17 protein-coding genes and 1 pseudogene are annotated in these 18,805 nt (G+C 60.1%); 10 read left to right on the top strand and 8 right to left on the bottom strand.

Translation table 11 applies throughout. The annotated features are described in order from the left end of the window. Positions 1 to 109 precede the first annotated feature (109 nt). The 3 genes from P5705_RS12225 to P5705_RS12215 all read left to right on the top strand — a co-directional run bounded on the left by P5705_RS12225 (position 110) and on the right by P5705_RS12215 (position 2,319). Positions 110 to 625, top strand: a complete 516-nt coding sequence (locus P5705_RS12225; protein WP_277461116.1) for a hypothetical protein — start codon at positions 110 to 112, stop codon at positions 623 to 625. Continuing rightward, entirely contained in the window at positions 622 to 1,338 is a 717-nt protein-coding gene (locus P5705_RS12220; protein WP_277461115.1) for an NAD(P)H-dependent oxidoreductase, read from the top strand. The genes P5705_RS12225 and P5705_RS12220 overlap by 4 nt, the downstream gene beginning before the upstream one ends. A gap of 159 nt (positions 1,339 to 1,497) precedes the next feature. Then, entirely contained in the window at positions 1,498 to 2,319 is an 822-nt protein-coding gene (locus tag P5705_RS12215) for a MipA/OmpV family protein (RefSeq protein WP_277461114.1), read from the top strand. Positions 2,320 to 2,322: 3 nt separating this feature from the next. Here P5705_RS12215 and P5705_RS12210 read toward each other — a convergent pair whose 3' ends face one another. Both P5705_RS12210 and P5705_RS12205 read right to left on the bottom strand, forming a co-directional pair. Further along, entirely contained in the window at positions 2,323 to 2,784 is a 462-nt protein-coding gene (locus P5705_RS12210; protein WP_277461113.1) for a VOC family protein, read from the bottom strand. Positions 2,785 to 2,811: 27 nt separating this feature from the next. Further along, a complete protein-coding gene (locus P5705_RS12205; RefSeq protein WP_277461112.1) occupies positions 2,812 to 2,985 on the bottom strand; it encodes a DUF2986 domain-containing protein in 174 nt (57 codons plus the stop codon). Positions 2,986 to 3,184: 199 nt separating this feature from the next. On the opposite strand from P5705_RS12205, the gene P5705_RS12200 reads away from it, so the two are divergent. Then, the gene (locus tag P5705_RS12200) at positions 3,185 to 3,955 is read left to right on the top strand and encodes a ribonuclease T2 family protein (protein WP_277461111.1); all 771 of its coding nucleotides are present in this window, start codon (positions 3,185 to 3,187) and stop codon (positions 3,953 to 3,955) included. A gap of 4 nt (positions 3,956 to 3,959) precedes the next feature. Here the strand turns inward: P5705_RS12200 and P5705_RS12195 are convergent, their stop codons facing one another. Beyond that, positions 3,960 to 5,306: a glutamine synthetase family protein gene (locus P5705_RS12195; protein WP_277461110.1), complete on the bottom strand. Its 1,347-nt coding sequence runs from the start codon at positions 5,304 to 5,306 to the stop codon at positions 3,960 to 3,962. A 483-nt stretch (positions 5,307 to 5,789) separates the two neighbouring features. On the opposite strand from P5705_RS12195, the gene P5705_RS12190 reads away from it, so the two are divergent. From P5705_RS12190 to P5705_RS12180, 3 genes and pseudogenes are all read left to right on the top strand, one after another. Further along, positions 5,790 to 6,425: a lytic polysaccharide monooxygenase auxiliary activity family 9 protein gene (locus tag P5705_RS12190; protein ID WP_277461109.1), complete on the top strand. Its 636-nt coding sequence runs from the start codon at positions 5,790 to 5,792 to the stop codon at positions 6,423 to 6,425. Between the two features lie 37 nt (positions 6,426 to 6,462). Continuing rightward, a pseudogene (locus P5705_RS12185) lies at positions 6,463 to 7,455 on the top strand (chitinase); the annotation flags it as partial. A gap of 252 nt (positions 7,456 to 7,707) precedes the next feature. Then, positions 7,708 to 9,189: an AlkA N-terminal domain-containing protein gene (locus P5705_RS12180; protein ID WP_277461108.1), complete on the top strand. Its 1,482-nt coding sequence runs from the start codon at positions 7,708 to 7,710 to the stop codon at positions 9,187 to 9,189. 48 nt (positions 9,190 to 9,237) lie between these two features. Here the strand turns inward: P5705_RS12180 and P5705_RS12175 are convergent, their stop codons facing one another. The 3 genes from P5705_RS12175 to P5705_RS12165 all read right to left on the bottom strand — a co-directional run bounded on the left by P5705_RS12175 (position 9,238) and on the right by P5705_RS12165 (position 12,959). Next, positions 9,238 to 9,633, bottom strand: a complete 396-nt coding sequence (locus P5705_RS12175; RefSeq protein WP_277461107.1) for an ACT domain-containing protein — start codon at positions 9,631 to 9,633, stop codon at positions 9,238 to 9,240. Between the two features lie 152 nt (positions 9,634 to 9,785). Further along, positions 9,786 to 9,941, bottom strand: coding sequence for a hypothetical protein (locus P5705_RS12170; RefSeq protein WP_277461106.1), 156 nt, complete (start codon positions 9,939 to 9,941; stop codon positions 9,786 to 9,788). Between the two features lie 153 nt (positions 9,942 to 10,094). Further along, entirely contained in the window at positions 10,095 to 12,959 is a 2,865-nt protein-coding gene (locus tag P5705_RS12165) for a hypothetical protein (RefSeq protein WP_277461105.1), read from the bottom strand. Between the two features lie 278 nt (positions 12,960 to 13,237). Between P5705_RS12165 and P5705_RS12160 the strand changes: the two genes are divergently transcribed. Beyond that, complete coding sequence (locus tag P5705_RS12160; protein ID WP_277461104.1) at positions 13,238 to 13,660, top strand: VOC family protein; 423 nt, start codon at positions 13,238 to 13,240, stop codon at positions 13,658 to 13,660. 317 nt (positions 13,661 to 13,977) lie between these two features. Then, positions 13,978 to 15,375 carry an SGNH/GDSL hydrolase family protein gene (locus P5705_RS12155; protein WP_277461103.1) on the top strand — a complete coding sequence of 466 codons (1,398 nt, stop codon included), beginning with the start codon at positions 13,978 to 13,980 and terminating at the stop codon, positions 15,373 to 15,375. 31 nt (positions 15,376 to 15,406) lie between these two features. Here the strand turns inward: P5705_RS12155 and P5705_RS12150 are convergent, their stop codons facing one another. Further along, on the bottom strand, positions 15,407 to 16,312 hold the full coding sequence (locus tag P5705_RS12150) for a LysR family transcriptional regulator (RefSeq protein ID WP_277461155.1): 906 nt from the start codon (positions 16,310 to 16,312) through the stop codon (positions 15,407 to 15,409). A gap of 148 nt (positions 16,313 to 16,460) precedes the next feature. Here P5705_RS12150 and P5705_RS12145 point away from each other — a divergent pair, with 148 nt between their 5' ends. Then, on the top strand, positions 16,461 to 16,835 hold the full coding sequence (locus tag P5705_RS12145) for a c-type cytochrome (RefSeq protein ID WP_277461154.1): 375 nt from the start codon (positions 16,461 to 16,463) through the stop codon (positions 16,833 to 16,835). Between the two features lie 454 nt (positions 16,836 to 17,289). On the opposite strand, the gene P5705_RS12140 is transcribed toward P5705_RS12145, so the two are convergent. Next, on the bottom strand, positions 17,290 to 18,162 hold the full coding sequence (locus P5705_RS12140; RefSeq protein WP_277461102.1) for a hypothetical protein: 873 nt from the start codon (positions 18,160 to 18,162) through the stop codon (positions 17,290 to 17,292). Positions 18,163 to 18,805 lie beyond the last annotated feature (643 nt).

Genomic DNA, 18,805 nt, shown 5'->3' with positions numbered 1-18,805 from the left:
ATCACCCGCAAAGCGGGTGCCCGGCACCGCGATGCCCGCATCGCGGCTGAAGCCGCTCCTACAAGTATGGATTTCCAATGTTGTGAATTTGAGGAGAAGTGACCCCTCCATGCCATCCCCCAAGTTTCTCAAGGGCTTTCGCCATGAACTGGCCAACCGCGCCTTCGCCCTGGCCGCCGTCCGGCGCATGGCCTCGCGCCTGCAAGGCGAGCAGGCGCACCCATTCTGGAACACCTACGCCGACCTCGAGATCTTCAACCAGCCGCGCTACCAGGCCGCAGCCGACCTCTGGGGGCTGGACACCACGCCCGGCGTGCTGACACGGTTCAAGTCCTGGCTGCTGACCTCGGTCCCCCGGCCCCTGCAAGGCCTGCTGCTGCGCGTCGTCTATCGCAAGACCGTCAAGTACATGGCCTGGCTGCAAGCCCTGCGCGCCATCGGCCCCGGCGATGCGCAGCGCTTCCTGGACTACATGATCGACCAGGAGCAGCTGCAGCTGGACATGATGCGCTTGGCCCTCACGGGCCGTTACCGCGATGTGGCGCGCCAGGCCGATGCCTTCTTCCTCAAGTACAACGGCGTCAAGCTGCTGGCATTCACCCCTGAGCCGATGGAGTCGCAATGAATGTCCTGATCGTCCACGCCCATCACGAACCGCAATCCTTCAGCAGCGCCATGGCCCGGCTGGCGGTGGAGGTGTTGGAGGGCCAGGGCCACGCCGTGCAGGTGTCGGACCTTTACGCCATGGGCTTCAACCCGGTCGCCAGCGCCGAGGACTTCCAGCAGCGCGCCAACGCCGATTACCTGGTCTATGCCCTGGAGCAGCGCCACGCGGTGAAGAACGGCACCCTGGCGGCCGATATCGCCGCCGAGCTGGACAAGATTCGCTGGGCCGACCTGATCATCCTCAACTTCCCGATTTACTGGTTCAGCATGCCGGCCATCCTCAAGGGCTGGATCGACCGGGTGTTCGTTTCGGGCTACTGCTATGGCGGTACGCGCATCTACGACCGTGGCGGTCTCAAGGGCAAGCGGGCGATGCTGAGTTTCTCCCTGGGCGGGCAGGCGCACATGTTCGGGCCGGATGCCGTGCATGGTGAACTCGATACCTTGCTGCGGCCGATCCAGCGCGGTGTGCTGGGTTATGTCGGGCTGGCGGTGCTGCCGCCGTTCGTGGCGTTCCATGTGCCCTACATCAGCGAAGAGGCGCGCCTGCAGTACCTGGCGCAGTACCGCCGGCACCTGTTGACGCTCGATGAGCGGGCGCCGCTGGTGTTCCCGTCCCTGGATGATTTCGATGCCACTTTGAAGCCCAATGTGGCTCGACCTGACCTGTAGGAGCCAGCCTTGCTGGCGAACCAGGCGCACACGGTGCAATGCCATTCGCCTGCAGGACGAAGCCATTCATCCATCTTCACAGAAACTTGATAAACCCTGAAAAGAACGTTGAACCTCCCTCGCTAGCATGTTCCCCATACACACTAGCGAGTCATGAACATGTTCGAATCCAAGTCCATCAGGAAAGTCCTCGGCGCCTCGTTCGCCTTCAACGCGCTCCTGGCATCGACCCAGGCCGGCGCGAATGAAAAGAGCGCGCTGGACAGCATCTGGGGAGACGAAACCAAGGTAACCGCAGGCTTCGCCCTGCACACCGCGCCGCGCTACTTCGGCGCCAAGGGCAGCCAGGGCCACTTGCTGCCGTCGGTCACCGTCCAGCGCGGCATCTTCTTCGCCGACAGCCTGTCGGGCGTGGGCGTGCAGTACCAGTCCGACAATGGTTTCAGCGCCAGTGCCGCGCTCGGCTACGACTTCGGTCGCGCCGACGGCGACAGCAAGTACCGCAATGGCTCGGACAGGCTGAAGGGGATGGGCGCGGTGGGCGGCGCGACGGTGGTCGACATCAACCTGTCGCAGCAGCTCCTGCCGTGGCTGGCGGTCACCGCCGAGGCTGAATTGCGTACCGGTGGCTACAAGCGCGGCGACCGCTATCAGTTTGGCTTGTTGAGCACCCTGCACCAGAGCGACCGGGACACCGTCACCCTGAGCCTGAACGGCCATGCGGGCCAGGCGAAGTACAACCAGACCTACTTCGGCGTCACCGCCCAGCAAAGCGAGAACACCGTGTTCGAGCGCTTCAAGGCGGACCAGGGCATCTACGCCTACTCCAGCGAACTGGCGTGGATGCACCAGTTCGACCAGCACTGGTCGACCATCGCCAGCGTGAATGTCATGCACTACACCGACCAGGTGCGCAAGAGCCCGATCATTCGCCAGGACACACCGGTGACGTCGACCTTCGGTGTGCAGTACGCGTTCTGATACCTACGGTGCGCGGAACGCCTCTTCGATGAAGGCCTCGAGCGCCTGCGCCTCGAGGATCTCGATCGAGAAGTGCCCGAAGCGTTTCGGCAGCCAGATGATCCGCGCACCGGCAGGCGACTGCAGGTGCTCGCGGGCCAGCGGGTTGCCGTTCTCGTCCTCGGGCTGCACGCCGTTGGCCACCAATTGGTCATAGGCTTGCTCGATGTCCGGCGTGGCATAGCAGTGGCGGTAGATCATGCCTTCGCCGTGGGCATCCAGCAGCTCCTTCAGGTTGCCCGCCAGCGGCTGGACCAGCATGAAGCGCTCCGCGCCGAGCAGGGCGATCGCGTAGCGCACGTGCAGGCCGCCGCGCTCCCACACCAGTGTCCTGGAGATTCGAGCGCCCAGTACCTGGGCGTAGTAGTCGCAGGCGGCCTCAAGGTCGCTGACCAGCACATCGACATGGCTGAACTTCAGGTCCATCGCATCGCTCTCCAGCTGTGGCTGCGCTCAGGGCTGTGCCGGTGTCTCGGGGGTCGGCTCGGCCTGTTGGCTGGCCTCGGCAGCCAGCTTCGCCCGGTCGGCCTTGGAAATGTAGGTGTTGCGGTTTTTCGGCGCCAGCTTGGCGCTGGCCTTCTTGGCGTGGGCTTTCAACAGCTGGTTGATCTTTTTGCGACGGTTCATGTTCTGTGATCGAGAAGAGGCGGGTGAAGACTGTACCCGAGGGCAGCGAAGCGCGCGATTATACTTCGCCCTGGCCGCTGGCTGGCCAGCACCAACCGACCAGCCACTGACGAATCGTCACATTCGAGGTACACCATCGCCTGGCTGGTACCCAGCACACCCGCGCATGGAGCGCATCGAACCCGACAAGGAGTTGAACATGGCAAGCCAATCATTGCGTTCGGCCTGGATGAACGCGCTGCTTTGGGGGGCACTGGCAGCGTTTGCCAGCCAAGCCGGCGCCGAGGAAGTCTGCGCATTGCCCGATACCGTGGAGCCCGCGCCGGCGCGCCCGGTGGACTACGTCAACAAGGACCTGCCCACGGACTACCTGGCCCTGGTGCTGTCCTGGTCGCCGGAGCACTGCGAGGCCCAGCGCAACAAGCCCAAGGCGCAACGTGAGAAGCACGCCTTCCAGTGTTTCTCCGGCAACCGTTTCGAATGGGTGGTGCATGGGCTGTGGCCGCAGAATGGCTACGCCCGGTCCGACCGGGATCATCCGCGCAACTGCCAGAGCGTCGGCTCGCTGCCGGCCGCGTTGGTCAAGCAGCACCTGTGCATGATGCCGGGCGCGGACCTGATGCAGAACGAATGGCAGGCCCATGGCACCTGTGGCTGGTCGTCCCCCGATCGCTATTTCGCCGATATCCAGCGGGTGTACGACACGCTGCGCCGCCCCACCACGCAAGAGATGCTGGGCAGCGACCCTGGCCCGAACCAGTTGGTGGAAACCAAGGTGAGCACGATCAAGCAGGCCTTCCTGTCGCGCAACCCGGCGCTGCCCGCGCAGAGCCTGCGGGTTTCGGTGGGCTCGGGCAACCGCTTGAAGGAGCTCTGGATCTGCCTCGACAAGCAGCTCGCGCCCATGCCATGCCCGGCAGGCGGGACCCCCGACAACCAGCAGATCAAGGTCCGGTCGCCCTATCAGTGAGCGTTCAGACACTGAGCTGGAGAAACTCGCGCTCCCAGGCGCTGATCACTTGCCGGTAATGCCTGTGCTCGGTGCGTTTCACCGCGATGTAACCTTGCACGAAGCGCTCTCCGAGGTACTCCCTGAGTACCTCGCAATGCTCCATTCGGGCCAGTGCCTCCTCGAGCGTTTGCGGCAGGCGCAGGCCGTGGTGGTCGTAGGCGCGGCCTTGCACGGGGGCGCTTGGGCTGACCTGTTCGAGCATGCCGAGGTAACCGCACAGCAGGCTGGCGGCCAACGCCAGGTAAGGGTTGGCGTCAGCGCCGGGCAGGCGGTTTTCCACGCGCATCGCCGTAGGTGCGGACGCGGGTACGCGCAGCCCGACGGTACGGTTCTCGGTGCCCCATTCGACGTTCACCGGGGCGCAGCTGTCCGCGAGGAAACGGCGGAAGGAATTGACGTTGGGCGCGAACAGCGGCAGCACGTTCGGCAAGTAACGTTGCAGGCCGCCGATGTAGTGCAGGAAGCGTTCGCTCATGGCGCCATCCGCCCCGGCGAAGAGATTGCCGCCGGTGGCCATGTCCAGCACGCTCTGGTGGATATGCATCGCGCTGCCGGGCTCATGGGCGATTGGCTTGGCCATGAAGGTCGCGCCGACACCGTGCCGGATCGCGGCTTCGTGCAGCGAGCGCTTGAACACGATGAGCTGGTCGGCCAGGCGCAGCGGGTCGCCGTGGCGGAAGTTGATTTCCATCTGCGCGGGGCCACCTTCGTGGATCAGGGTGTCCAGGTCCAGCCCTTGGGCTTCGCACCAGAGATAGAGGTCCTCGAACAAGGGGGCGAATTCGTTGGCCGCATCGATGGAGTAACTCTGGCGACCACGTTCGGCCCGGCCCGAGCGGCCGTCAGGGGCCTCGAGCGGCAGGTCGGGATCGTGGCTGCGCCGGGTCAGGTAGAACTCGAGCTCCGGCGCGACGACCGGCTTCCAGCCCTTGTCGGCGTACAGGCCGAGCACGCGCTTGAGCACATTGCGCGGTGACAGTTCGATGGGCTTGCCGTAGCGGTCGAAGGTGTCGTGGATGACCATCGCGGTCGGCTCCGTGAGCCAGGGCAATACGTAGACAGCCTGCGCAGCCGGGCGGCAGAACATGTCGACGCCGGCCTCATCCAGCAGCGCATAGAAGATCGGGTCGTCGACGAAGTCGCCGGTCACCGTCTGCAGCAGCACGCTTTCCGGCAGGCGCATGCCGCCTTCCTCGAGGAACCTGGTGGTGGAAGCGATCTTGCCGCGGGCAATGCCGGTGAAGTCGCTGATCATGCATTCGACCTCGGTGATGCCCTGTTGCCTGAGCTGGCGTTCAAGGGGGTTCATACAAGTCTCGGCGGTTTATGAATCATCCGTGTGGCGCACAAGGCGATGGAGGCCTTTGCGCAGTGCTTCTGTAGGAGCCGGCTTTGCCGGCGAACACCGGCTGTGCCGGTGCCAGCCACCGTGTTGTCTGCTTCGCCGGCAAAGCCGGCTCCTACAGGGGGCGTTAACAGGGTATGGATTCGCGTATCAAGTTGCCGTCGAGTTACCGCCTGCTTTCGTAAATTCTTGATAAAGCGCTCTGGATAGGCACGCTCAGGGTATGCAACCAACAGATAAGCGCCGCCTGTACGTGTAGGACTTCCGCCCCAGGTAGAGTGAGCAAAATACGGATGCACTGTATATTCATCCAGTATTTGCGGGAATTTCCTGCTCCCACGTCCCCCAGAACGAAAAATGGCCCCGTGGACAGAAAATCCAGCTCGGTTAGTTTGAAGGCCTCTCCGCTGGAAACGGAGAGTTCTCAAACCAAATGGAGCTACAACGATGAACCAACCACAATCGCAATCCCCACTTCGTCACGGCCGCGTCATGTCCCCGGCCTCCCGCGGCGCCGTCGCCATCGACCTCGGCCTGCTCGGTGGCTGGCAGGTCAACGAGATGGAAGGCGGCAAGAACTTCCCGGCCCTGGTCGCCGGCCCGTTCCCGGCGCCGTTCGAGACCGACAGCCCAAGCGTCGCGCCACCCGCCGACGGCTACATCCTCAGCGGCGGCAAGGCCGACGCCCGTGACTGCGTCAACTTCACCGACGAGGAAATGAGCAAGAAGCTCAACCGCGCCTTCACCTGGCCGCTGCTCAATGTCGACCCAGGCCAGGTATTCAAGGTGAACTGGGTGTACACCGCGCCGCACACCACCCGTGGCTATCGCTGGCTGATCACCAAGGACGGCTGGGACCCGAAACAGCGCATCACCCGCGCCCAGCTGGAAGCCAAGCCGTTCGCCGAAGACTTCTACCCGCAGGTGCCGTACTACAGCCATGCCGGCGAGTTGAAGGCCAAGATCGATCATGAAGTGAAGCTGCCTTCGAACAAGAAGGGTCGTCATGTGATCGTGCTGATGTGGATCGTGGCCAACACCGGCAACGCCTTCTATCAGGCCTTCGACGTCGACTTCCAGTAAGCCGGCGGATATTCCACACGTTCTGAAGGACTAGAACATGTCTACGTTTGACTTCACCCAACTGAAAACGGCGGAGGATGCCGCCTCGAAAATGCCAAGCCTGGCCGGCAAGAAGATCCTCATGGGCTACTGGCACAACTGGCCGGCCGGCCCCGCCGATGGCTACCAGCGCGGTCAGTTCGCCAACATGAGCCTGGAGGATGTGCCACGGGACTACAACGTGGTGGCTGTGGCCTTCATGAAGGGCAGCGGTATTCCGACCTTCAAGCCCTACAACCTGTCCGACGCCGAGTTCCGCCGCCAGGTGGGCGTGCTGAACAGCCAGGGCAGGGCGGTGCTGATGTCCCTGGGGGGCGCCGATGCGCATATCGCGCTGAACCCGGGCCACGAACAGCCACTGGCCAATGAGATCATCCGCCTGGTGGAAACCTACGGCTTCGATGGGCTGGACATCGACCTTGAACAGAGCGCGATTGACTTCGCTGCCAACAAGACCGTCCTGCCCGCCGCGCTGAAACTGGTCAAGGACCACTACGCCGCCGAGGGCAAGCACTTCATCATCAGCATGGCGCCGGAGTTCCCCTACCTGACCGCCGCCGGCCGCTACGTGCCCTACTTGAAGGCGCTGGAAGGCTACTACGACTTCATCGCGCCGCAGTTCTACAATCAGGGCGGCGACGGGCTCTGGGTCGAGGAGGCCAACAACGGCCGGGGCGCCTGGATCGCGCAGAACAACGACGCGATGAAAGAGGACTTCCTCTACTACATGACCGAAAGCCTGGTCAGTGGCACCCGCGGATTCACCAAGATCCCGGCCGACAAGTTCGTCATCGGCCTGCCGGCCAACGTCGATGCCGCGGCCACCGGCTACGTGATCAACCCAACGGCGGTGTCCAACGCGTTCAAGCGGCTGTATGCCAAGGGCATTTCGATCAAGGGCCTGATGACCTGGTCGGTCAACTGGGACAGCGGGGTGAACAAGAACCACGTGCCCTACAACCAGGAGTTCAGCCGGCGCTACGGGCCGTTGACCAGCGGCAGCAACCTGGCTGGCGCCACGCAGGATGAGCTGCAAGCGCAGACGGCTGGGTAACACGCGATCACGGCGACATCCGGCAGACTTGCCGGGTGTGCCACGGATTTGATTGTCGAGGCCAATCAATCGGAATCCGATGCCGCAAGGCATCGGATTTTTGCCGTCCTCCGCCGAGGTAGCGAAGTGGCAGAGCGGATGTCCGAAAATGGCGAGCCTCATCCCTGCCCAAGGCATAGGATGTCATCCATGCCAAACATCATCGAACCCCCCGAAAGCGACGCCTGCTACCTGGCCATGAAGGCGCACGATGCCCGTTTCGACGGTGCCTTCTTCGCCGCCGTGACCAGCACGGGTATCTATTGCCGGCCGGTGTGCCGGGTGAAGACGCCACGGCGCGAGAACATCCGTTTCTACCGCCACGCCGCCCAGGCCGAAGCGGCAGGCTTCAGGCCCTGCCTGCGTTGTCGGCCGGAGCTGGCACCCCGTGCGGCCGCCTGGAGCACCGAGGACGCGTCACGCATCCTGGCGCTGCAGGCGGCGCGGCTGATGGACGAACCGGAAGCCTTGCTGGGCATGACGGGCACGGGCTCGATGGTCGCCATCGCCAACCATCTGGGCGTGAGCGACCGACACCTGCGGCGCATCTTCGAGACACAGTTTGGTGTTTCGCCCCTTCAGTACCTCCAGACGCGACGGTTGCTGGCGGCCAAGCAATTGATCGCCGACACGCAATTGCCAATGACCCAGGTGGCCTTGTCCAGCGGGTTTGGCAGCGTGCGTCGGTTCAACGATGCGTTTTTCCGGCACTACGGCCTGAACCCGAGTGCGCTGCGCCGCGCCAAAGCCTCGCCGGGCGGGCAGGGCGTCAGCGTGCGTCTGGGCTGGCGCCCACCTTATGACGTGGAGGCCATGCTGGGTTTCCTGCGCCTGCGCGCCATACCTGGGGTGGAGTGTGTGGAGGGCATGCAGTACTCGCGCACCCTACGCCTTATCAAGGGCAGGCACGAATACACCGGCTGGCTGCGGGCACGCTTTGACGAGGCGCACGCCCAGGTGCTGGTCACGATCAGCGAGTCCCTGGCAATCGTGCTGCCTACGGTGATCAACCGCGTGCGCGCCGCCTTTGACCTGGATGCCGATCCGCTCGCCATTCACAGCGCCTTGCACGCCACGTTCCCGTTGGGCGAGGGCGTGCGTGTTCCCGGGGCGGTGGACGGTTTCGAACTGGCGGTGCGCGCCGTGCTAGGGCAGCAAATCACTGTGGCAGCCGCGCGCACGCTGGGTTCGCGCCTCGCCACCGCGTTCGGTGTCCCCGTCGAAACCCCCGTTCCAGGCCTGGGCCGCTTGTTCCCCACGCCGGCCGCCCTGGTCGGGGCCAGTGGCGATGCGCTTGGCCGGCTGGGCATCACCCGCCAGCGCCAGGCCGCGCTCAAGGCCTTGGCCGAGGCCGTCGAGGAGGGGCGCCTGGTCTTGAGCCCTGGCGTGGACGTGGCGGCGACGTGTGCCCAGTTGCGGGCATTGCCCGGTATCGGCGACTGGACGGCCCAGTACATCGCGATGCGCGCACTGCGTTGGCCCGACGCGTTCCCGGCCGGCGATGTGGCGTTGCAAAAAGCCCTGGGCGTGAGCAGTGCCAGCGCCGCCACGCAAGCAGCGCAGGGCTGGCGACCCTGGCGTGGCTATGGGGTGTTGCGCGCCTGGTTGGGGTTGGCAGACACAACACGATGACCTGCGAAGCGATCCACAAACGTGTGCGTCATGTGCAAGGGCGATCACTCATTGGCGCGAGAGCGCGTTCAATACCGCCATGGCGTTCTGGGCGTCATTCACGCCGACGAAGATATGGTCATGGTAATAGGCGGCCATCACATTGCAGCTGATACCGGCCTTGCCCAGTGCAGTGGCGAACGCCGCAGTCAGCCCCACGGCCTCCAATGAGGTGTGCACGGTCAGGGTGATCCAGGCACATACGCAGGTGTAGGGCAGCTTCAGCGCATCGGCGCTGCTTCGCTGCAGAATCACGGTCCATCCTTCGCGTTCCCTGAAACTTCCGACAACCTCCACGTCTGGCAGCGTCATCGGGTCAATGCCGGTGACGAACACATATTCGCCGTCGTTGAGTTCGGGCTTCATGGACTGGAGCAGTTTTTCAAGTGAGGTCTCGCCGTTCATCGCGGAGATCCTGTGGGGGGAGCGGGCAGTCCAGGGTGTTCACCAGGAGAGATTGAAACTAGGCTTTTTACGATAAGTGTCTGCGCGACGATCATGCTGCGTTGAAAACAGGCGGGTGCGCCAGCCCGGTCGGAATGCTCATTGACAACCCGTCAAGTCGTGCGCGACTCCGCCTGTTTTCGCCTTGCCTGATCGAGCACCGGATGCCCGTTCTGCTCTTGATGACGCAGCACCGCAATGGCCATCGGACCGGCCGCCTCGACCGTCTGCGCCTGAACCCAGGGCATGTCGGCCGGTACGATGGCCACGGCTTCGGCAGTATGGGCAGTGAGCTTACCGGCAAACGCGATAGCAAAAGCACCAACCGATTATGCCAGCATCCAAATCAAGGCGCAGTGATGAGCCTCTACTCCTGTACGAAAGCTCTTTTTGCGAAGTCCAGACAATGCAAACATTTTTACTCAATCACGGATTGCTGACGCAAGAAGAACCGAATAAACAAATACCCCCACCATACTAAGAATACGAATACGAAAGTAAAAGCCAGGTTCTATGGGGTAGAGACCCGTCAGCCACCAATCCGCTCCATCACCAAGCGTAACCCAATTGCCGAACCTTGGCGTTTCGTCTATCCTCCGAGCTATATCAGCAGGAACGTCCAGCTGGGCACTTATTTTGGCATGCCGTAAAGGGCTGCCGGGCTTAGGTTCAATCGTTAGCTTTGTTTTAACTCCAGTCTGCAATATCAGACGTTTAAAGGGGGCGTCGTTAGCGCGAAGCTGAAGTTCGTCGTCAAATATTATCGACGCGAGTATAATATTATCCATGCTGAAGTTCTCAAACCCCGCCACATGAAGTTCAAGTCCGAATAGACCACTCATAGATTCATCACCTCTGATCTTCCATGTCAGCCCCTCCTCAGGTACACAGCGTTCTACGTTGTAATCCGGTTCGGCTTTCACAATCTCCTTAGGCAGGCCGCCTTCCTTGAAGTGCATGCTGGCAGGCCCCTCAAACAGAGGAGCGCTATCAGGCTTCGGTATGATCCTTATAGTGTGTTCTTTACCTCGATCCAGTATCATCGGGCTTTCGGGCCAACTCCAGAGATCGATCAAGATATGCGCATGATCAGTCAATTTTGACTGTGCCCGCGCAGCCCTTGAGACAGTCGTCACGAACCCCGGCATGTGAATATCAAGCCCGAATGTGCCAGGGGCCGCACCTTTTACCTCCCACTCCAACCCGCTTGCGGTCAGTGCCCGCTCTTCCTCGTAGGGCGGAGAGGCCGGCACCTGACTCGGGTCGGTCAGGCTCTCAGCTTTGAAACCTAATTTGCATTTTTCGCTCAGGCTCGCCAGTGGGCTGCTGGGCTCGACCCTGATCTTGCGCCCCTTGTCTAGAGGGAAGATCAACGGGTCACTCTCCATTTCGCCATCGACCATCACCGTCACTTCGTCAATTAAATGCTGTGACAGCAGCACCCCGTTCGGCAACGTCGTCATGGCCTCAAAGCGCTCGACATGAATCGTCAGTCTCAAGCTACCACTGACGTTTTCCCCCGTCAGCGTCCAGCTCAGGCCCTCCTCGGTCATATCCTTCTTGATCCCATAGCCCGGCTTCGCGACCACCTGCCCAGGGCTCAGGTCCCCGCCATCAAAGGTTATCCAGCCCTTGAGCTTGGTTCTTCCCAGGCCACTGTGATCTCTGGGTTTCAGTTTGATCGCAAGGGGAGTGCCCCGTCGCAGGACCAGCGACCTGCCACCCAGCGGATCTTTATCATCATTGATGAACACCTGCGTTTCGTCGCCAAGTTCTTTGGACAGCGCCAACACCTTTTCCAACATCAACGGGGTGGTAAAACCTGGCATCTCGATCTTCAGGCCAAACTGGCCACTGTTGCCACTGTCCTTGGGATTGAGGCACCACTGGACGCCCGCATCGGTGACCTCTTCACTCTCGACACCGTAGGCAGGGTCAGACGGCACCTGCCCTTGTGAGAACTCGCCCTCGATCTGATCAAATTGCAGCTTGGCGGTAAGCTTCATCAACCTCAGTGGGCTGTGCTCAAACGGTATGATGCGCACCGTCGCATTCACGCCACGATGGAAAATGGGGGGGCTCTCCTCCATCTCGGCCTCGTCGAGCATCACCTTGAGTTCGGCCTCCTCAGCCAAATTGGCCGACATCTGCACCCCTGGCAGCAAAAACGGCACCTCCTTGCCCAGTCTGTCCGACCACACCTGAAGCTTGAACTCCCCGCTGTCCTCGCCGGCGTTGATTTCCCAAGTGAGCCCGTCCTTCGTCATCTCCCGTTCGATCGTGGGGCAGAAGTCGATGCCCAGTTGCTTCTCGTCCTGCGGCTTGGCGTTGCGCAGCAGGCTGTTGTCGAACCAGCCCAGCGTGATCATGTGACCAATAAAGTAATCGTCTGCGCTTTCAGGGGTCAGGGTCAGCTCGTATTTACCACCACGAGCCAGGCGCATTCCCAGCTCAGAGGGATCGACGACCGGCCCATCTTTTTCACGGAGGACCAGCGTCATCAATTCATCCCAGGGCGCTTTGACAAAGGCTCGGAGTTTTTTCTCTATGGATATGTCGTGCCCGAGTGCGTCTTTACAGGCAGCCGTTATCGTAATGTACTCCCCCTCGATATCTTCCTCCTTGGGTATGTACTCAAACTTCGACTGGCCATTTGTGTCGGTCACGATGCGCTGCGGGGCCTGGACGCCAACCGTCCACTCCACCTCTACCCCCGGCATGGCACGCTTTTCGACAAAAGCGCTGTTCACCGTGACAGTCAGGGTTACGGCTTTCCCGCCAACGATCGGCGTCGTGCCATCCCACTCCAGGTCGGTGATGCTGAACCAGTGATCGCCCACATCTGCTTCAAAAAGGTACTTGGGCGCTTGCCAGTAGCTGCCCAGGCCTAACTTCACCAGACCGGAGCGCGCGTCATCGCGCTTATCCGCCTCCAAGCCCCATTGTGCAACACCACCAGACAAGGTCAGGTAGTGATGCTCCTTGTCACTACTATTATCCTGATCATCGTCCTTCAAGGGGGGCGTCGCGCTCAAACCGTATAGCGTCGACGCCCCCTCATTGTTGTCCATCCAGAGAACGCAGAGGCGTTGCTCCTTCCAGAGACTGCCGGGTGGCGCGGTGATCTTCAGTTGATGCCTCGCACCATGGCACAGCTTGAACGGCGGCTTTTGCTGGGGGGAATCCGGCTCGCCTTCCGGCGAAAACACGATCAGTTGCAAAGGTGGATCGCCTGCCTTGTGGGTTGCAGACGGAGCAAGGCGCTGAGGCGTTTCTTGTTTGGACATCGCGACCTCCGGTGTGCTTCTGTAGCGTTTCCGAAGACAGTAGTACGCCGTACGGGTTAACAAAACTGGCAGAAATGCTAGGGCGATTCATGAAACATCGGCCAGCCCAGGATGCAACGCCATTCGATTGGCGAATATGCCATATACGAATTGTCAGTTTTCATTCGAGACTTGAATGAATGAAGCTGGTCATCCACATCGGAATAAATCACCGAAGCCCGGCAGGTATTGCACCCTGCACACGGAAAGGGCGGAGGACTGACCCAGGAGGTGACAAGGTGACGGTTTTCACTATCCAGCAAATCGACCACATCGTGCTGCGCGTGCAGGACATGCAGCGGAGTGTGGATTTCTATACCCAGGTACTGGGTTGCTCGATCAGCAAGCACAACGAAGAGCTCGCCATGATCCATCTGGCGGCGGGCGGTTCGATGATCGACCTGGTGGATATCGAGGGCCCACTGGGTGTCAAAGGCGGTGGGGCACCCGGCAAAGAGCGGCGCAATGTCGATCACTTCTGCCTGCGCGTGGAGCCGTTCGACGAGCAGGCAATCATTGCCCATCTGCAAGGGCACGGCATCGCGGTGGAAAAGGCCGCCAGCCGATACGGGGCCGAGGGTGTGGGCTTGTCGCTCTACTGCTTCGATCCTGACGGCAATCAGGTGGAGCTCAAGGGGCCGGCGGAAATCGCCAGTGCGTAACCAAACCGTCAGGATTATCCGGGGTTGATCCCCTGCAGGAGCGGCTTTAGCCGCGAAATGGGCACCGCGGTACCCGGCACTACCGGTTCCAGCGGATGCCTATCCTCGGTTTCATGCCTGTCGCCAACTCCTCAATCGAGGCGCGCGGCTACACTGACTTTGCAACGCTGGTAGGAGGATTGCCTCAGTTCGACTGCCGATGGCAACAGCATCGCCGACAACAAACTTGACCGAAGTACCGGATTAAACAAAGGGAAGTCCGCGCAGTGTCCCTTATGAAGCACTACCTGCTTTAGCCACTGTGAGGACAAAGCGTCATGAACATCGCCAGACTCAACCCGAAGCTGATGGTTGTGGGGGACTCACTGCCCCAGGGCTGCAGAAGCCTTACCGTCAGGGCCTCGCTCTGTGCCCAGTCCTGGCCGGCTCGGCTTGCTGGCGCGCAAGGCTGGGACTTTGTTCCTCCCGATCATCCATGGGAAGTGTTGTTCGATCTCGAACAGGAAATCAGGCGACTGAACCCGATCCTCGTCGCGCCCTCCGCACTGTCCCTGGTCGGCTTGCCCGAGCGCATCCTGGACAACCTGAATCTCTGGGTGGCGGCCACCCCCAAGTCCCTGCATCAATCCTTCGACAACCTCGCCATTGCCGGGAGCGAGGTTCACCATATGTACAGCGGTTCATGGAACGCTTTCTTCAAGCAAGTACAGGCGCACCTGAGGACCGATCTCGCGGCACAGCTCGACCATTTCTCCGATCTGCATATCGCTATCAATGGCCAATATGTACTGAACCCACAGAAGGTCGCCGATTTCGATGACTTCTCCCCGCTGGACTGGGTCGAGCAGCGGCAACCGGAAATGTTGGTGGTGCACTCCGGGCACAACCACGGGCTTTTCAAGTTTGGCTTCCTGGGGAAAAACCAATCGATCACCCAGGGGGAGTACAACGGCAGGAACTATTTCCAGCAGTGGCAAGAGGTGGCTGAACGGATTGCCAGGCTTCCAGCAGCGGTCGAGCGCGTCGTGATCGTACTGCTGCCCAAGATCAGCGCGGTTGCCGCATTGCAGCCTGTATCCGACCTGCGTGAAGATGGCTATCCCGAAGCCTACCGTGTCCGTTTGCTGCCGACGTCGTTGAAGATTGACCGCAGTGTCGTTGTCCAGGCCGACGCACAAGTCCGTGAGGTCAACGCAACAATACGCGACCTGTTTATCGAGGCCGCGAACGCAACGCAAACGGCACACCGTCTGGTGTTTGTGGATACCTACCAGGCATTTGATGAAATCGACTATAAAAATCGGTTGAACGAGACGGCCCGTGTCCGGGTGAATGCCAGCCAGTTCATTGATAATCGCTATCTGGACGGCGCGTTGGACTTCGCGGCCCCGCAGGGGAAACGACTCAAGGCCGGCGGCTACCTGAGCATCGATGGCATGCATCCCAGTGGTGCGGGATATGCCGATCTCGCCTGCCGGGTCATGACCGAGCTCAACCTGCCCCATGACCGGGATGCCATCATGCAGCACGCATTCGACCAGGATCGGTTGCTCAGCAACTACCCATTGGAACTGGATGCGGTCCTGAACTATGTCGATGTGCTCAGGCCCTTCAACGACGCCAATTGGTTCGCCACCGATTCGCCGGATCGGCTGAGGGACCATACGCATTTCAGCCAGGCCATCAAACAGCTGGCCAAGCTCTTCACGAAATAATCGGGGTTTGGTTCAGTGCGTTTTCCGAACGTCAGGTGCCTTGGCTGCAAGCAAGGATCGCGTCCCTGATCCAGCGGTTCGCCGGGTCCGCGTCCTTGCGTGAGTGCCAGGCTTGTTGGTACGACAGCACCGGCAGGCCCAGCGGGGCATCGAAGGTGCGCAGCGCCGGGTAGCGGTCGAGGTCCCGCACCGCCCAACTCGCCACCGTCAGGATGAGGTCGGTGCCGGCGATGAGTTCGATGGCGGCGCTCCAGTGCGGCAGCGCCACGGCGATCCGACGCCGTACCCCCATTCGCGTCAGCACGCGCTCGATTTCGTCGTTGGCATCGGGGCGCAGGGCGAGCATGACGTGCGGACGCTCCAGCCACTCCTCGAGCGACAGGCAGCCGCACGCCGGCAGGGCGCTTTCATCGGCGAGGCTGACGAAGTGTTCGGGGAACAGCTCCTGCACCCGCACGCCTTGGGGGTATTCCGGGAAAATGCCCAGCGCCACGTCGAGCTCGCCATCCGCCAGCTGGGCCATCATGGTCTCCCGGCTGGCCTGGCTGACCGCCAGGTCCACCCCGGGTGCGACGCGGCGAACATGACGAACCAGCCTGGGCAGCACTCGGCGCGCAGCGTAGTCGGAAAGTGACAAGCGGAAGCGCGCCTGGGATTGGCCCGGGTCGAAATCGGCTGCACCCAGCAGATCATTGAGATGCCTCAGGGACTGCTCGAGCGGCCCCAGCAGACTTTGTGCGCGGGCGGTCAGCACCAACTGGCCGTCACGGCGTATCAGCAAGGGGTCATCGAAGTGGACGCGAAGTTGAGCCAGGGCATGGCTGACGGCGGGCTGGCTCTTGTGCAGGCGAACCGACGCACGTGTCACGTGCCGCTCCAGCAACAGCGCGTGAAGGGTCAGCAGGAGGTTGAGGTCGATCCGTCGTAGTGCTTCCAGCATGTGCTCGATTCTGTCCGATGCGTCGGGGCAGGGTAGCAACATGTCGAAGGGGATGACAGCTGCGGCACTTATTGGATGGCGCATTCGGGTGGTGGCGTGTGATGCTGGTATCAAATGGATTTTGAGCCATGGAGGCAGCTTGGGAATGAATGTTTCACGTATCGCGATGCTGGGGATCTTGTCACTGCTGCAAACGCCGCTGTCCTTGGCGGAAAACACCAACGGGAAAAACCTCTTCGTGCAGCGCTGTGCCGTGTGCCATGGCGCGGATATCAAGGGGACGGGGCCGTTGGCAAAAAAGAGCAACCCGCCAACGCCGGACCTTACCAGCGCTGCATTCAAGAAGCGCTTGAACGACTATCCAGGCGTTATCGTGTCTTCGGTCATCCTTCGCCCAAATGGAAACCTGATTCCGAAAACGCTGCAGGAGAATGGGGTGAAGATTGCGCCGCATGCCTGGAGTGTCAAAGATTTTCGCGATCTGCATGAGTACATGAGTGGCGTGATTTCAAGGAAATGATTAGCTGGGGATGAAGTCCTGCATGGACTAATCAGACTTTCCCCATTTCGCGTAGGGCGTTTCCCAAGCATGCTTTGAGCACTTTTGCGCTATCGAAGTGACGGCTAGTCTCGCCGGGTCGTTGCCAAATCAACGACCGGGCCTGCAAGCCCGTCTGAACATCGATCTGTGCTCACTTTCTGAGTCGCTGGCGCTTGTCAGTGGTTGTGCTCAATGGTGGCTATGTGCGGTTAGCCTTCGGGCTGGCCGGGTTAGTGCTCGATGTTCCCCGGACTTGCAGACCCGCACGTAGCCGCCACCCATCTCCCTGCAGGTGATCGGGTGCCCGGTTGATCATTCATGAACGTCGAGTATGAAGTCATGTTGAAGATCGTCCCGGATCCACCACCCTCCATAGCCCCACTCACTTCCTTGAAAGCATGTCAAGTATTAAGCGTATGGCTTTATGTGTGTGTTACGTGGGCTTTGACTTAAAAACTCTATCTATTTTTCTCATTACCCTGTCGCACTGAAGTGCAATAGAGAAGTGTAGTAGCGAAACTATAACTGAGATAATAAAGAATACCGCCACTGTTGTGATTGATCCTGGGTAGCTGTCGCTTTTGAATATAAGCTCCTGCACAGGTTGTGCATAGCCGAAAACTGTAGCTGCTACGATAGATGCAAAGGGAAGCCACAAGGAGCAAGTGCGCAATCTAAGGGCGAGTGAATTTTCATTGTTTTCAAGAGCTGTTAGAAAAACCGTATTCAGCTGTGCGATCCTCATGAGATCAGGGTTTTTGTGCTTTTCCAGTGAAAGCAGGGAAGCATGTACACCACGAAGATTTAGCCAAACGCCAATCACAAACACCATAGACATTAGTGCCATCACTATAACGAAATCATTGGCTGGTATCTCTGTACCAAGTATTGGTATTTGTCTTGAGGGAAGCTTGGCTTCTTTTATGGTGTTGTCTGTCATGTTGATTATGAAGTTGCGCAGGGAGTAGTCATGCACTAGTTCTTCATAAGACAAGGAGCGTAATCGGAAGAGCTCCTTCTCTCCAATATTTTCGACGGAGCATGCGGAGTTAATGTCAAGGTCTTTATTTGTTTTGCCTGGTTTTTCTGAATCTATTAGCTCTTTGTAGCATTTTTGTTTTTTTAGGGTGTGGTTCAGGATGCGATGGGCTTCAGTTCCTGAGAGTTGCGCTTCTTGGAAGCTGAATCTCTCCAGGTAAACATGAAGTAGTATTAGGACCGATATAAGTATGGCGGTGCTCATGAACCAGCGCATCCTGTTTGCCGATGCTTTAAAAACGTCGAGCTCTTCTTGTCTTATGTCCATGGGCAGAGTCTACCTTCATTGGATTCGATCATAAGTGTAGACGACGTTCGGATTCTCAGATCATGATGGTGATAACGTGTAGCGGTGCTGAAATTCGCATCGGTCTGGCAAATGGGCGGTAGTGGTGATTTATAGCAGCATTAATTGACCATAATTGCCGATCAGCAACGGCTGCAAATGGCCAAGAGGGGGCGATGGACAAAGTAATGACAGAAAGGTGGCGTCACCGTTGCTGCTTTAAATCTAGAAGGCCGAAGGGCTTGCCGCTACCACCTCTTAAAGCCCAGTGAGTGGGTCCATGGGGAAGCAGAGTCTGTTACTCGGGTGATCGGTTTCACACCGTCCTACATGGAGAGTCAGAATTTCCTCATTTCCAGTAGGGCGTTTCCCAAGCATGCTTTGACCACTTTTGCGCTATCGAAGTGACGGCTAGTCTCGCCGGGTCGTTGCCAAATCAACGACCGGGCCTGCAAGCCCGTCCGCAAAAGATTCACTGCCAAGGCAGCAACCTGTAATCGTGTTGCTTGTTGTGTCATGGCGGCTGCGTATGGGAGGCTCTCGGGCCTGCCGGTTTTCTCTTTTGCGCCGGTCTTGCAGACCTGTACGTAGCTGCCACCCTATCCACTGCAAGGGTGGCGTGGTG

The sequence above is a fragment of the Pseudomonas entomophila genome, from assembly GCF_029478665.1.
In the GTDB taxonomy this organism is placed as follows: Bacteria; Pseudomonadota; Gammaproteobacteria; order Pseudomonadales; family Pseudomonadaceae; genus Aquipseudomonas; species Aquipseudomonas entomophila_F.
The sequence above is the reverse complement of the archived record's forward strand: the minus strand, read 5'-3'. Positions and strand labels throughout refer to the sequence as shown.